Origin of the sequence: Allobosea eneae (assembly GCF_042657265.1) — a bacterium.
Lineage (GTDB): Bacteria > Pseudomonadota > Alphaproteobacteria > Rhizobiales > Beijerinckiaceae > Allobosea > Allobosea eneae.
On record NZ_JBHSLW010000006.1, the window covers coordinates 1 to 12688 of the forward strand.

Annotated in this window: 12 protein-coding genes; 8 read left to right on the forward strand and 4 right to left on the reverse strand. The window is 66.5% G+C overall.

Features of this window, described 5'->3' with window-relative positions:
• Positions 1–196 precede the first annotated feature (196 nt).
• On the forward strand, positions 197–559 hold the full coding sequence (locus ACFPOB_RS03955; protein ID WP_377796071.1) for a YciI family protein: 363 nt from the start codon (positions 197–199) through the stop codon (positions 557–559).
• A 10-nt stretch (positions 560–569) separates the two neighbouring features.
• A complete protein-coding gene (locus tag ACFPOB_RS03960) occupies positions 570–1823 on the forward strand; it encodes an RNA polymerase sigma factor (protein WP_377796073.1) in 1254 nt (417 codons plus the stop codon).
• Between the two features lie 4 nt (positions 1824–1827).
• Here the strand turns inward: ACFPOB_RS03960 and ACFPOB_RS03965 are convergent, their stop codons facing one another.
• On the reverse strand, positions 1828–2430 hold the full coding sequence (locus ACFPOB_RS03965) for a dioxygenase family protein (protein ID WP_377796074.1): 603 nt from the start codon (positions 2428–2430) through the stop codon (positions 1828–1830).
• 191 nt (positions 2431–2621) lie between these two features.
• Here ACFPOB_RS03965 and ACFPOB_RS03970 point away from each other — a divergent pair, with 191 nt between their 5' ends.
• The 4 genes from ACFPOB_RS03970 (at position 2622) to ACFPOB_RS03985 (ending at position 7313) form a co-directional block, all read left to right on the forward strand.
• Positions 2622–3404: an outer membrane protein gene (locus tag ACFPOB_RS03970; protein WP_377796076.1), complete on the forward strand. Its 783-nt coding sequence runs from the start codon at positions 2622–2624 to the stop codon at positions 3402–3404.
• A 162-nt stretch (positions 3405–3566) separates the two neighbouring features.
• Positions 3567–5240: a formate--tetrahydrofolate ligase gene (locus ACFPOB_RS03975; protein WP_377796078.1), complete on the forward strand. Its 1674-nt coding sequence runs from the start codon at positions 3567–3569 to the stop codon at positions 5238–5240.
• A 48-nt stretch (positions 5241–5288) separates the two neighbouring features.
• Positions 5289–5459, forward strand: coding sequence for a hypothetical protein (locus ACFPOB_RS03980; protein WP_175506720.1), 171 nt, complete (start codon positions 5289–5291; stop codon positions 5457–5459).
• A 78-nt stretch (positions 5460–5537) separates the two neighbouring features.
• Positions 5538–7313, forward strand: a complete 1776-nt coding sequence (locus ACFPOB_RS03985) for a sensor domain-containing diguanylate cyclase (protein WP_377796079.1) — start codon at positions 5538–5540, stop codon at positions 7311–7313.
• 116 nt (positions 7314–7429) lie between these two features.
• Here the strand turns inward: ACFPOB_RS03985 and ACFPOB_RS03990 are convergent, their stop codons facing one another.
• Positions 7430–8464, reverse strand: a complete 1035-nt coding sequence (locus ACFPOB_RS03990; RefSeq protein WP_377796081.1) for an L-idonate 5-dehydrogenase — start codon at positions 8462–8464, stop codon at positions 7430–7432.
• 121 nt (positions 8465–8585) lie between these two features.
• Between ACFPOB_RS03990 and ACFPOB_RS03995 the strand changes: the two genes are divergently transcribed.
• Positions 8586–9353 carry a glucose 1-dehydrogenase gene (locus ACFPOB_RS03995; RefSeq protein WP_377796083.1) on the forward strand — a complete coding sequence of 256 codons (768 nt, stop codon included), beginning with the start codon at positions 8586–8588 and terminating at the stop codon, positions 9351–9353.
• Between the two features lie 127 nt (positions 9354–9480).
• On the opposite strand, the gene ACFPOB_RS04000 is transcribed toward ACFPOB_RS03995, so the two are convergent.
• Both ACFPOB_RS04000 and ACFPOB_RS04005 read right to left on the reverse strand, forming a co-directional pair.
• Positions 9481–10167, reverse strand: a complete 687-nt coding sequence (locus ACFPOB_RS04000; RefSeq protein WP_377796084.1) for a glutathione S-transferase family protein — start codon at positions 10165–10167, stop codon at positions 9481–9483.
• A gap of 23 nt (positions 10168–10190) precedes the next feature.
• Entirely contained in the window at positions 10191–10934 is a 744-nt protein-coding gene (locus ACFPOB_RS04005) for a haloacid dehalogenase type II (RefSeq protein WP_377796086.1), read from the reverse strand.
• A gap of 234 nt (positions 10935–11168) precedes the next feature.
• On the opposite strand from ACFPOB_RS04005, the gene gpmI reads away from it, so the two are divergent.
• Positions 11169–12683, forward strand: a complete 1515-nt coding sequence (gpmI, locus tag ACFPOB_RS04010) for a 2,3-bisphosphoglycerate-independent phosphoglycerate mutase (protein WP_377796088.1) — start codon at positions 11169–11171, stop codon at positions 12681–12683.
• Positions 12684–12688 lie beyond the last annotated feature (5 nt).

Below are 12688 nucleotides of genomic sequence, written 5' to 3' on the forward strand. Positions count from 1 at the left end.
CATCTTGGCCGAGGCACGACCTCGAGACCGGATACGTTGGCGCAGACTGAAGAGCCGGAAAGAAATCCCTTGCAGGCGGGGCGAGCCATACGTTTTTTGAGGATGTTGTCGAAATCGCCCATCCTCGCCCGTCGATGCGGCGGAGGGGGAATAGATCCCTCATCCGCAGCGGCCAGGAAGCCGTAAGGAGTGCGCTATGCAGTACATGCTAATCTTCCGCGAAGGGGCGCGAGAATTCGATCTGCGAGACGATCCCGCCGAGGCACCGGCGTATTGGGGGGCCTGGATGGCCTATATCGGCGCGCTCAATCAGGCCGGTGTGGTCGTCAATGGCGCCGGCCTGCAGCCGCCGCGGACGACGACCATCGTCAAGGTCCGCGACGGCCAGCGCCAAATCCAGGATGGGCCCTATCCGGACACCAAGGAACAGCTCGGGGGCTATTTCATCGTCGAGGTGGCCGATCTCGACGCCGCGCTAAGCTGGGCCGCCCGCAGCCCGGCTGCGGCCTATGGCTCGGTCGAGGTCCGGCCGGTGCTGCCGCCGCCATCCGCGCCGTGACGCAGCGGCGATGACGGGCGAAGTGCAGGCTTGTGCGGCGCGGGCGGCGGCCGAATTCGCCGCCCGCAGCAGCTATGGCCGGCTCCTGGCGACGCTCGCCCGGCAATGGCGCGACATCGCGGCCGCCGAGGACGCGTTGGCCGATGCGTTCCGTGCGGCCTTGGAGCGCTGGCCGCAGACCGGCGTGCCGGCGCGTCCCGACGCCTGGCTCCTGACCAGCGCCCGCAACAGCTTGATCGACGGCGCGCGCAGGGGCCGGGTGCGCGCGGAGGCGGCGCCGACTTTGGCGCTGTTGGCCGAGGATGCGGAAGCTAATCCTGCCGACCTTTTCCCGGATGAGCGGCTGAAGCTGCTCTTCGTCTGCGCTCATCCGGCGATCGACGCATCGGTGCGGCCGGCCTTGATGCTTCAGACCGTGCTCGGCTTCAATGCGAGCCGCATCGCCGCCGCCTTCCTGACGTCGCCGGAGGCGCTTGGGCAGCGGCTCGTGCGGGCGAAGGCGAAAATCCGCGATGCCGGTCTCACCTTCGTCATTCCGGGGGAGGCGGAACTGACCGAGCGCCTGCATTGCGTCCTGCAGGCGATCTATGCCGCCTATGGCAGCGGCTGGGAGGATGTCGTCGGCACCGATCCCAAGCGGCACGGCCTCGCCGAGGAGGCGATCTTCCTGGCGCGGCTGCTCGCTGGCCTACTGCCGCATGAGCCCGAGGCGCACGGTCTGCTCGCGCTTATGCTGCATTGCGAGGCCCGGCGCGCGGCTAGGCGCGACCCGGCTGGCGCTTTCGTCGCTCTGGCCGACCAGGCGACGCATCTCTGGTCGGACGCTCTGATCGGTGAAGCCGAGCAGGTCCTCGCGAAAGCGGCGGCACTGAAACGGCTCGGCCCGTTCCAGCTCGAGGCGGCGATCCAATCGGTCCATGCCGGGCGAGCCCGCAGTGGCAGGACCGACTGGCAGGCTCTGGCGCAACTCTATGAAGGGCTGGTGCGGCTCGCGCCGAGCATCGGCGCGTTGACGGGGAGAGCGGCCGCCTGCGCCGAAGCCTTCGGTCCGGAGCTTGGCCTGGCTCTTCTGGCCGAGCTGCCGGAGGCGCAGATCGCCGGCTACCAGCCTTATTGGGCGCTCAAGGCACATCTCCTGGCCCGGGGCGGAGAGGCTGGCGCGGCCAACGAAGCCTATACGCAAGCGATCGGCCTGAGCGAGGACCCGGCGGTGCGCGCTTCTCTCAGCAGCGCGCGCGATGCGGCCTCTGGCAGCACTCGCTGATAGATCACCCAGCCAGCACGAAGTCGAAGCGCCCGAGCTGGCCGCCTTCGGCCCGGCGGAGGCTCATCAGGAGCTTGGCATCGAACAGGCTGTCGCGGCGGTTGCCGGGCTCGTCCGGGAAATAGAGCTGGGTGGTGAGCACCGGGCTCTGCGTGGCCGCTCGGACCTTCACATGGAGATGGCGGGTGCGGCCGGTATAGAGTCCCGGCGCACGGGTGATGAACTGATAGCGCCCCAGCTGGTCGGCGAAGAGATGGCCGCGGAAGCGGAAACCGCGATTGTCGTATTGCCCGGCGGTATCGGCATGCCAGAAGTCGAGCAGGGCGCCGGGGATCGGCCGGCATTGCCGGGTCAGCACAAAGCCGCTCAGCACCAGCAATGTGCCGCTACCATCGCTGCGCAGATCGGCGCGCTGCGGCGAGGAGGGTGTGAAGAACGGGCCTTCGGTCTGGCGCGGGGTCGCGGCAGCATGGCCCTCGCAGGCCGGCGTCGCCGGCAGCTCGGCCGGTTGCGCCAGACTCCGATCCGGCAGGCCGAGTGCTGCAAATCCGGCGGCGGACAGCGCCTTGATGACAACGCTGCGGCGATCAGATCCGGCGATGCCCATAATCCTCTCCAGGCCATGACGGTCCCGGTCATGATGTATCTTTGCGGTGACAGCACTCCGTCAAATTTCAGATTGTCTCGGTTTCGTGATGAGCGGCGAAGATTTGCGAGATGAATTCATGCGCAACTGCATCCGGGGGGTTGCGCGCAGAGTAAGGCGATTTGCCACGCAGCGATGACCGGAGGGTGTCGATGATCAGGACTGGACTTCTTACAGCACTTGCCTTTGCCGGATTGTCCGGAGCGGCGCTTGCCGCCGATCTACCCGCGCGCAAGGGGCCGGTGCTGGCTCCGATTGCTCCCGTCTTCACTTGGACTGGCTTCTATGCCGGTATCCACGCCGGCGCGGTCTTCACCGACAACAACATCCGGACCGAAGGCACGGCGGCCAACACCATCGCCAACGTAACCTTCTCGCGTCGCCCGCCGAGCCTCTCGGTGAGCGATACCGGCTTCATCGGCGGCGCGCAGATCGGCTACAATTACCAGATCGGGCAGATCGTCCTTGGTGCCGAAGCCGATCTCTCCTACACCGACCTGAAGAAGCGCGAGTCCTTCGTGGGCACGACAAATGCCCTCTCCAGCTTCCGGCAGGAGATGGAGTATTTCGGCACGGTGCGCCTGCGCGCCGGCTATGCCTTCGATCGCCTGCTCGTCTTCGCCACCGGCGGTCTCGCCTATGGCGACGTCAAGAACAGCGCGACCTTCTTCAGTGCCGCGGTCCCCGGCCAGGTCGATTATGTCGGCAGCCGCGACGATGTGGAGATCGGCTGGACGGTCGGCGGCGGCCTCGAATACGCCTTCACCAACAATCTCTCGGTCAAGGCCGAATACCTTTACTACGATCTCGGCAAGCGCAAGGTTCCGGTCAACCTGCAGCCGGTCGGGCCGGCCGGCGGTTCCTATGTTTCGCACTTCGAGAATACCGGCCATATCGTGCGTGCCGGCCTGAACTACCGCTTCAGCACGTTCTGATGCCGAGCTAGTCCCGGGACGGGCTCTTGCTTCTTGCGAGAGCCCGTTTCTCATTGTCGCCGGCCACCGCCGTCTGGCGCAGTCTCCGATTCTTCTGCAATAGTCGCGCCCAGGGGAATCGACCGGCGAAGGCGTCCCGCTAGACAGTTCTAAGGGGACGGCATGTCGACCGATATCGAGATCGCCCGCGCGGCGACGCTTCAGCCCATCGGCACGATCGCTGAGGCGGCCGGCATCCCCGATGCGGCGCTTCACCCTTATGGCAAGTACATCGCCAAGGTTGATACCGGGGCGATTCCCGATTTCGCCGGAAGGCCGGACGGCAAGCTCATCCTGGTCACCGCGATCAGCCCGACGCCGGCCGGCGAGGGCAAGACCACAACGACGGTCGGGCTCGGCGACGGGCTGAAGCGCCTCGGCAAACGCACCATGATCGCGCTGCGCGAGCCCTCGCTCGGCCCCTGCTTCGGCCAGAAGGGCGGGGCCGCTGGCGGCGGCTATGCCCAGGTGGTGCCGATGGAGCAGATCAACCTGCACTTCACCGGCGATTTCCACGCCATCACCAGCGCCCACAACCTGCTGGCGGCGATGCTCGACAACCATGTCTACTGGGGCAACGGGCTCGATCTCGACGAACGCCACATCGCCTGGCGGCGCGTGGTCGACATGAACGACCGGGCGCTGCGATCGATCGTCTCCTCGCTCGGCGGCGCGACCAACGGCTTCCCGCGCGAGGACGGCTTCGACATCACCGTCGCCTCCGAGGTGATGGCGATCTTCTGCCTCGCCAGGGACCTTGCCGATCTGGAGGAGCGGCTCGGCCGCATCGTCATCGGCCGCACCCGCAGCAAGCGCCCGGTCACGGCGGCCGAGCTCAACGCCCAGGGCGCGATGACGGTGCTGCTGCGCGATGCGCTGATGCCGAACCTAGTGCAGACGCTGGAGGGCACGCCCGCCTTCGTCCATGGCGGGCCCTTCGCCAACATCGCGCATGGCTGCAATTCGGTGATCGCGACGCGCGCCGCCCTGAAGCTCGCCGACTATGTCGTAACCGAGGCCGGCTTCGGCGCCGATCTCGGGGCCGAGAAGTTCTTCGACATCAAGTGCCGCAAGGCCGGGCTGAAGCCGGATGTCGCGGTGGTGGTCGCGACGGTGCGGGCGCTGAAGATGCATGGCGGCGTCGCCCGCGACATGCTCGGCACGGAGAACCTCAAGGCGCTGGAGGCGGGGCTCTCCAACCTCGCCCGTCATGTCGAGAACGTCAGGAAGTTCGGCGTGCCGGCGATCGTCGCGATCAACAACTTCACCAGCGATACAGCCGCAGAGCATGCGCTGATCCAGAACTTCTGCCGCAACCATCTCGGCGTCGAGGCGGTGATCTGCCGGCATTGGGCCGAGGGCGGGGCGGGCACCGAGGAGCTCGCGACCAAGGTCGCGGCGCTGACGCAGAGCGGGGAAGCCGATTTCGCGCCGCTCTATCCCGATGCGATGCCGCTGCGCCAGAAACTCGAGACGATCGCGCGCGAGGTCTATGGCGCGGCCGGCATCTCGGCCGACGCCAAGGTGACCGCCCGCTTCGCCGAGCTGGAGGCGGCCGGCTACGGCAACCTGCCGGTCTGCGTGGCGAAGACGCAATATTCCTTCTCGGCCGATCCGACCTTGCGCGGCGCGCCCTCCGGCCACACCGTCCCAGTGCGCGAGCTCAGGCTCTCGGCCGGCGCGGGCTTCGTCGTCGCGATCTGCGGGGACATCATGACCATGCCCGGCCTGCCGCGCCAGCCGGCGGCGGAGCGCATCTATATCGACGCGCACGGCCAGATCGAGGGGCTGTTCTAGCGTTTTGTCGTCATTCCGGGGCGCCGCGAAGCGGCGAGCCCGGAACCCATGAACACGACGCTAATCCAGTTCGTCATGCTCGCCCTTGTGGCGAGCATCCACGTCTTGAACACCAACTCGACGGATGAATACGTGGATGGTCGGGACAAGCCCGACCATGACGGAAAGGGCGGTGTCCATGGGTTCCGGGCTCAGGCCTATCGGCCTGCCCCGGAATGACGCTCAATCCACCCGCCGTATTCGTCAACGAAACGTAAACCATATCGCGGCCACCATGCCTCCCGAGCGATTCCGAAGATGTCGGAAGGCGCGGGAGATGCCGACGAGATGGGTTTGCTGAAAGCCTGGACCAATTCGGGCCTGAAGGCGCGTGTGCTCGTGCTCGTCCTGGCGACACTCGTCGCGATCGCCGTGCCTGCGTCCGGCATCTTCCTCTGGATGGTCAACGGCACGGTGGTGAAGCTCGGCACGCTCTTCGCCGAGAAGCAGATCCTGTTCGATCGCTATCGCGGGCTGGAAGCGCTGATGCGCGAGGTCTCGCTGGCCGAGACGGTGGCGCGCGCGCCTGTCATCGTCGACTGGGCGCAGGACGAGACCGATCCGGAGAAGGCCAAGCGCGGCCTTGCCGAGCTCGAGCACTACCGGCTCTCCTTCACCGACCGCAGCTATTTCGCGGTCGTCGACAAGAGCGGCCACTACTATTTCAACGACAAGGACAACACCTACGAGCACAACCGGCTGCGCTATACCGTCTCGCCGAGTGCTCCGCAGGATGCCTGGTATTTCAAGACGCGGGCGCTCGGCAAAGGCTGCCATCTCAACGTCAATCGCGACGAGGTGCTCTCCGTCACCAAGGTCTGGATCAACTGCATCATCCAGAAGGACGGCAAGGTGCTCGGGCTGATCGGCACCGGCGTCGACCTCACCCAGTTCATCAAGGAGGTCGTCGAGTTCCCGCAGACCGGCGTGCAGAGCATGTTCGTCGACCTGCAGGGCGCGGTGCAGGCGCATCGCGACCCGCGCGTCGTCGATTTCCACAGCCTGACCAAGGACGCCGCGGCGAAGAAGACGATCTTCCGCCTGCTCGACCAGGAGGGCGACCGCAAGGCGCTCGCCGGGATGATGCAGCGCGTCGCCAGGGGCGAGGCGCTGGTGCTCTCGCGCTTCATGCAGATGGACGGGCATGAGGTGCTGGTCGGCGTCGGCTTCCTCGACCGGCTCGGCTGGTTCAACGTCACGGTGATGGATGTCGACGCCATCATCGACCGCAAGCTGTTCGCGCCGATCGCCGGGTTGATGGTGGCGATCCTCATCGCCGTGGCCGGGCTGATGACCTTCCTGTTCAAGCGCAAGGTCCTCGACCGGCTGGCATGGGTCGAGCAGGGCGTCACCAGGGTCCGCTCCGGCGATTTCACGGCCGTGGCGAAAGAGGACGGCAATGACGAGATCGCCCGGCTGTCGCGCGCCTTCAACGAGATGGCCCAGGCCGTCGGCGACAATACGGGGCGGCTCGAGGCAATGGTGCGCGAGCGTACGCAGAAGCTCGAAGAGCTGGCGCAGCACGACCCGCTGACGTCGGTCCTGAACCGTCGCGGCTTCGAGGAGGCCTTTGCGCGCGAGCAGAACCGGGCGCGGCGCAACGACACGGCCTGTGGCTTGATCATCGTCGATCTCGACCGCTTCAAGCTTGTCAACGACGATTACGGCCACCGGGCCGGCGACGAGGTGCTGGTCGCCTGCGTGCGCCGGATGCTCCCGGCCCTGCGCAGCTACGATGCCTGCGCGCGCTGGGGCGGCGACGAGTTCATCCTGCTGATCAGCGATTGCTCGGCGCAATCGCTGGCGACGGTCGCGAACAAGATCGCGGCGCTGCTGCGCGAGGCGCCGGTCGTGCTCAGCGATGGCCGGGCCGTGCCGATGACGGCGAGCCTCGGCGCGGCCATGGCGTTGCCGGATGACAATCTGACCGACGCCGCGGCTCGTGCCGATGCGGGGCTGTACCGGGTCAAGCACAGTGGCCGCGACGGCGTCGCGATCGACGAGCCGGGCACGATGTTGCGGCAGGTTGGGTAGGCGTCATTCTCGGGCGGAGCGAAGCGCAGACCCGAGAATCTCATGACGAGAAGGTTCTGACCGGAGCCTCCTCCGGCCTGCGATGCTCGGGTCAAGCCCGAGCATGACGCGGTTCCTCAGAAGGCCAGCTGCACCTTCATCGCCTTCGACTTATCGGCGGCGAGGTCGAAGGCTTCGACCGCACGCTCGATCGGGATCGAGGCGGTGAGCAGTGGCGAGAGGTCGATCCGGCCGGACGCGATCAGCTCGACCGCCCAGTCGAACTCCTCATGGAAGCGGAAGGAGCCGCGCAGGTCGAACTCCTTGGCGACGACGACGTTCATCGGAATGGTAAAACTGCCGCCGACGCCGATCTGGACGATGACCGCGCCGGGCCGCAGCGCGTCGAAGGCGCCGGTGAGCGCGTGCTGGTTGCCCGAGCATTCGAACATCACGTCGAAAGCGCCCTTTTCCGCGCCGTAATCGGACTTCAGCCGCTCCGGCTCCGCCATGACATTGATCGCGGTCGTCGCGCCCATCTTGAGGGCAGTCGGGAGCGGGCCGTCGACCACGTCGGTGACGACGATTTCGGACGCGCCGGCAGCGCGGGCCGCGACGATGGTCAGCACACCGATCGGCCCGGAGCCGGTGACGAGGACACGCTTGCCGAGCAGCGCGCCGGCGCGCTTGACCGCATGCAGGCAGACAGCCAGCGGCTCGGCGAAGGCCGCCTGCGCTGCACCGACATGGGCCGGCAGCTTCACCGCCTGGCGTTCCTCGATCACCAGGATCTCGCGGAAGCCGCCCTGGACATGGGGGAAGCGCATGGCGCTGCCGTAGAACAGCATGTCGAGGCAGTGCTGCTGCTGGCCGGTCTGGCAATAGCGGCAGCGGCCGCAGGCCCGGCTCGGATTGACCGCGACGAGGTCGCCCGGCTTGACCCGGCTGACCTCGCTGCCGACCGCTTCGACGATGCCGGCAATCTCGTGACCGAGGATCAGCGGCTCGCGCACCCGGATCGTGCCGAAGCCGCCATGGAGGTAATAGTGCAGGTCGGAACCGCAGATGCCGCCAGCCTTGATCGCCACCTTGACGCCGAGCGGGCCGAGCTCCGGCACGACCGCATCCTCGACCCGCAAATCCTTCTCGGCATGGATCACGACGGCGCGCATGGCAGAACTCCTGATAAGGCGGCAGCCATGCGGCTGCGGCATTGTCTAATCGTTTTAAAGCGCTTACCCAACCGTTGAAGCACTCACAAGCAACAAGTCAGGCCGAGGCCGGGAGGATAGGATGTCGCTCAATCTGTTCAAGCTCGACGGGCGCATCGCGCTGGTTACCGGCTCCGGCCAGGGCATCGGCCTCGCCATCGCCGAGGGCCTCGCCGCTGCCGGCGCCCATGTCGTGCTGAACGGGCGCGATGCCGGGAAACTCGAGAAGGCCCGCAGCGCCATCGCCGCCGCCGGCCACAAGGCCTCCGTCGCGGCGTTCGACGTCACCGACCAGAAGGCGGTCGAGGCGGGTGTGGCGAAGATCGAGGGCGAGGTCGGGCCGATCGACATCCTGGTCAACAATGCCGGCACACAGCGGCGCGGTGCCTTCGTCGAGTTCCCGGCCGAGGACTGGCATTTCCTGATGGCGACGAACCTGCATTCGGTGTTCTACGTCACCCAGGCGGTGGCCAAGCGCATGGCGCCGCGCAACCGCGGCAAGATCGTCAATATCGGCTCGGTGATGAGCAAGCTCGGCCGGCCGAGCATCGTGCCCTACACGGCCTCGAAGGGCGCGGTCGCCCTGATGACGCAGGGGCTCGCCGCCGAGCTCGGCAAGCACAACATCCAGGTCAATGCGATCGGCCCCGGCTATTTCGTCACCGAGCTGAACCAGGCCCTGCTCGCCGACGAGACTTTCTCGAACTGGGTCAAGAGCCGCGCCCCGGTCGGCCGCTGGGGCGAGACCAAGGAGCTGGCGGGGGCGGCGATCTTCCTGTCCTCGGAAGCCTCCGACTATGTCAGCGGCCATCTGCTGATGGTCGATGGCGGGCTCACCGCGGTGGTGTGAGCACGCAGCGTCATGCTCGGGCTTGACCCGAGCATCTCAGGCCGGAGGAGGCACCAAAATCGCGCCTTCTCGTCAGGAGATTCTCGGGTCTGCGCTTCGCTTCGCCCGAGAATGACGCCAGCGCTTTCTAGCTCTTCAGAAACGCATTCTGCGGGAACAGGATCTTCCGCGCCTCGTCGTCCACCTCGGTCTTCCAGGCGAACTTGTCCTTGAGCGCGACGGCCCGCTGCGCCGCTGGCCGGGCCGAGATTTCGTCGAGATGACGGCGGACGTTCGCAAGCTTGGCGAAAGCCTCGTCGCCGAGGGCGAATTGCGCCCGTGTCGCCCAGCCCCAGACCGCCATGTCGATCAGGGTATAGTCGTCGCCGAGCATGTAGCGGTGCTTGCCGAGCTGGTCGTCTAGGATACCCCAGTGCCGTTCGGCCTCGCGGGCATAGCGGTTGATCGCATAGGGCACCTTCTCCGGCGCAAAGCGCGAGAAGTGCACGGACTGGCCGGTATAGGGGCCGATGCCGGTGGCGACGAACATCAGCCAGGACAGCATCTGGCCGCGCATTTCTGCTGTGTCCGGCGGCAGGAACTGGCCGGTCTTTTCGGCCAGGTAGAGCAGGATGGCGTTGCTGTCGAAGATTTTGACGTCGCCGTCGGTCAGGGCCGGGGTCTTGCCGTTCGGGTTGATCGCGAGGAAGTCGGGCTTGAACTGGTCGCCCTTGCGGGTGTCGACCGGCACCATCTCATAGGGCAGGCCGGCCTCTTCCAGGAAGAGCGCGATCTTCGCCGGATTGGGCGAGGGATGGTAGTAGAAGCGGATCATCATGGGTCTCCTGGGTGGAAGGCTCAGCGGCGTGTGGCGACGTAAGGGACAAGCTCGGTTAGGGCCGAGATGGTGAGATCGGCGCCGGCGCCGAGCTGCTCCTCCTGCATGCGCAGCGCCTTGAACAGGCTCTTCGGCCCGATCACCGCTGCGCCTGAGAGTTCGTCGCGCAGGGCCTGCAAGGTTACACGCTCGATGCGCGCCACCGTCATGCCGTAGGCCTTGGCACCGGCGATGTCGAAGCCGTTGGAGGAGACGAACAGGATCTCGTCGCGGCTCAGTCCGAGCCGGTCCTCGACCAGGCGATAGCTGCGCGGATCGGGCTTGTAGGTCCTGATCTCGTCGACGCTGATCACGGTCTCCAGCAACGTGTCGATGCCGGCCTGGCGGGTGAGGTTGGTCAGCATGGCCGGACTGCCATTCGAGAAGATGGCGAGGCGCGCCGGGGCGAGCCCCTGCAGCGCCGCCAGCGCTTCGGGATAGAGCGCGAGCGCGTCATAGGCCGCGGCGATGCGGGCGAGGAGGTCGGGCGTCGCTACGAGGCCGAGCGTCTTCAGCGTGAAGTCGAGCGAGGCCTGTGTCACGCTCCAGAAGTCCTCGTAGCGCCCCATCAGAGCGCGCAGCCAGGTGTATTCGAGCTGCTTCAGGCGCCAGATCTGGGTGATCGTCTCGCCATGGCCGGGGAAGGCGTCCTCGGTGACACCGGCGACCGACTGTACGTCGAACAGGGTTCCATAGGCATCGAAGACGACGGCCTTGATCAGCATGGCAATCTTCCCTTCTCAAACTCAGCCCTCATCCTGAGGAGTGCCGAAGGCACGTCTCGAAGGATGTTCCAGTTGCCTCATGAGCCTGCTGAAACATCCTTCGAGACGCCGCTTTGCGGCTCCTCAGGATGAGGGCTCTGAGGAACCGCTGCGCTATTCTTAGCGCTCGCCTTGGCCGCGCGGAGCGTGATATCCGCACAAGCACTTGTTCGCAGACGCACAGGATACACGCGCATGTCCAGCCGCCCCGTCATGCTGATGATCCTCGATGGCTGGGGCTGGCGGAACGACAAGGACAACAACGCTGTCCTGCTGGCGAAGACACCGAATTTCGACCGGTTCTGGGCCTCCTCGCCGCACTCATTCCTGCGCACCTCGGGGCTCGATGTCGGCCTGCCCGAGGGCCAGATGGGCAATTCCGAGGTCGGCCACCTGAACTTAGGCGCCGGCCGCGTCGTGATGCAGGACCTGCCGCGGATCAACCAGGCGGCCGCGGACGGCACGCTGAAACAGGCGCTCGACGAGAGCGGGCTGATCGGGCGGCTGAAGGCCAGCGGCGGCACCTGCCACATCCTCGGCCTGGTCTCGCCGGGCGGCGTCCATGCCCATCAGGACCATGCCGTGGCGCTGGCGAAGCTCGTCGTCGCGGCCGGCGTACCGGCCGTCATCCATGTCTTCACCGACGGGCGCGATACGCCGCCGCGCTCGGCTGCCGACTATGTCGCGGCGCTGGAAGCTGCGCTGCCGCCTGAGGTCAAGGTCGCGACGTTGTCCGGCCGCTATTACGCGATGGATCGCGACAATCGCTGGGAGCGCGTCGAGCTCGCCTGGAAGGCGCTGGCGCTCGGCGAGGGCGAGCGCATGCCGACCGCGGCCTCTGCGATCGAGGCCGCCTACGCCGCCACTATCAGCGACGAGTTCATCAAGCCGGCGGTGATCGGCGGCTATAGCGGCATGGCTGATGGCGACGGTCTGCTCAGCTTCAATTTCCGGGCCGACCGCATCCGCGAGATCCTGGCGCCGCTGCTCTTCGCCGAATTCAGCGGCTTCCCGCGCCCGCGCATGCCCAAGCTCGTCGGCGCGGTCGGAATGACCTCCTACAGCTCCGAGCTCGATCCGATCATGCCGGCGCTGTTCGCGCCGCAAAGCCTCGCCAATGGCCTCGGCGAGACGGTGTCGAAGGCGGGCCTCAAGCAGATCCGTTTCGCCGAGACCGAGAAGTACCCGCACGTCACCTATTTCTTCAATGGCGGGCGCGAGGAACCGTTCGAGGGCGAGGAGCGCAGCATGACGCCCTCGCCGAAGGTCGCGACCTATGATCTGCAGCCGGAGATGTCGGCGCCGGAGCTGACCGGGAAGGTCGTCGCTGCGATCGAGAGCGAGCAGTACGACCTGTTCGTGCTCAACTTCGCCAATCCCGACATGGTGGGCCATACCGGCGTGCTCTCGGCGGCGATCAAGGCGGTCGAGACGATTGATGCGAGCCTCGGCCAGATCGCCGACGCGATCCTCGCCAAGGGCGGGGCGCTCCTGGTCACCGCCGATCACGGCAATGCCGAATTGATGGTCGATCCGGTCACCGGCAATCCACACACCGCACACACGACCTTCCCGGTGCCAATCATGGTGATCGGGAGCAAGGCGAAGGGATTGGCCGAGGGGCGCCTCGCCGATGTCGCGCCGACCTTGCTCGCGCTGCTCGGGCTGGCGCAGCCGGCTGAGATGACCGGCCAGTCGCTGCTGCGCTGAACCGA

What these genes read in the sequence shown, in the direction of transcription:
- ACFPOB_RS03965 (WP_377796074.1), bottom strand. Translation starts at nt 2,430, where the DNA reads ATGGGCATCGCCGGATCTGATCGCCGCAGCGTTGTCATCAAGGCGCTG.
- ACFPOB_RS03980 (WP_175506720.1), top strand. Translation starts at nt 5,289, where the DNA reads ATGAACACGACGCTAATCCAGTTCGTCATGCTCGCCCTTGTGGCGAGC.
- ACFPOB_RS03985 (WP_377796079.1), top strand. Translation starts at nt 5,538, where the DNA reads ATGTCGGAAGGCGCGGGAGATGCCGACGAGATGGGTTTGCTGAAAGCC.
- ACFPOB_RS03990 (WP_377796081.1), bottom strand. Translation starts at nt 8,464, where the DNA reads ATGCGCGCCGTCGTGATCCATGCCGAGAAGGATTTGCGGGTCGAGGAT.
- gpmI (WP_377796088.1), top strand. Translation starts at nt 11,169, where the DNA reads ATGTCCAGCCGCCCCGTCATGCTGATGATCCTCGATGGCTGGGGCTGG.
- ACFPOB_RS03970 (WP_377796076.1), top strand. Translation starts at nt 2,622, where the DNA reads ATGATCAGGACTGGACTTCTTACAGCACTTGCCTTTGCCGGATTGTCC.
- ACFPOB_RS03995 (WP_377796083.1), top strand. Translation starts at nt 8,586, where the DNA reads ATGTCGCTCAATCTGTTCAAGCTCGACGGGCGCATCGCGCTGGTTACC.
- ACFPOB_RS03960 (WP_377796073.1), top strand. Translation starts at nt 570, where the DNA reads ATGACGGGCGAAGTGCAGGCTTGTGCGGCGCGGGCGGCGGCCGAATTC.
- ACFPOB_RS04005 (WP_377796086.1), bottom strand. Translation starts at nt 10,934, where the DNA reads ATGCTGATCAAGGCCGTCGTCTTCGATGCCTATGGAACCCTGTTCGAC.
- ACFPOB_RS03955 (WP_377796071.1), top strand. Translation starts at nt 197, where the DNA reads ATGCAGTACATGCTAATCTTCCGCGAAGGGGCGCGAGAATTCGATCTG.
- ACFPOB_RS04000 (WP_377796084.1), bottom strand. Translation starts at nt 10,167, where the DNA reads ATGATCCGCTTCTACTACCATCCCTCGCCCAATCCGGCGAAGATCGCG.
- ACFPOB_RS03975 (WP_377796078.1), top strand. Translation starts at nt 3,567, where the DNA reads ATGTCGACCGATATCGAGATCGCCCGCGCGGCGACGCTTCAGCCCATC.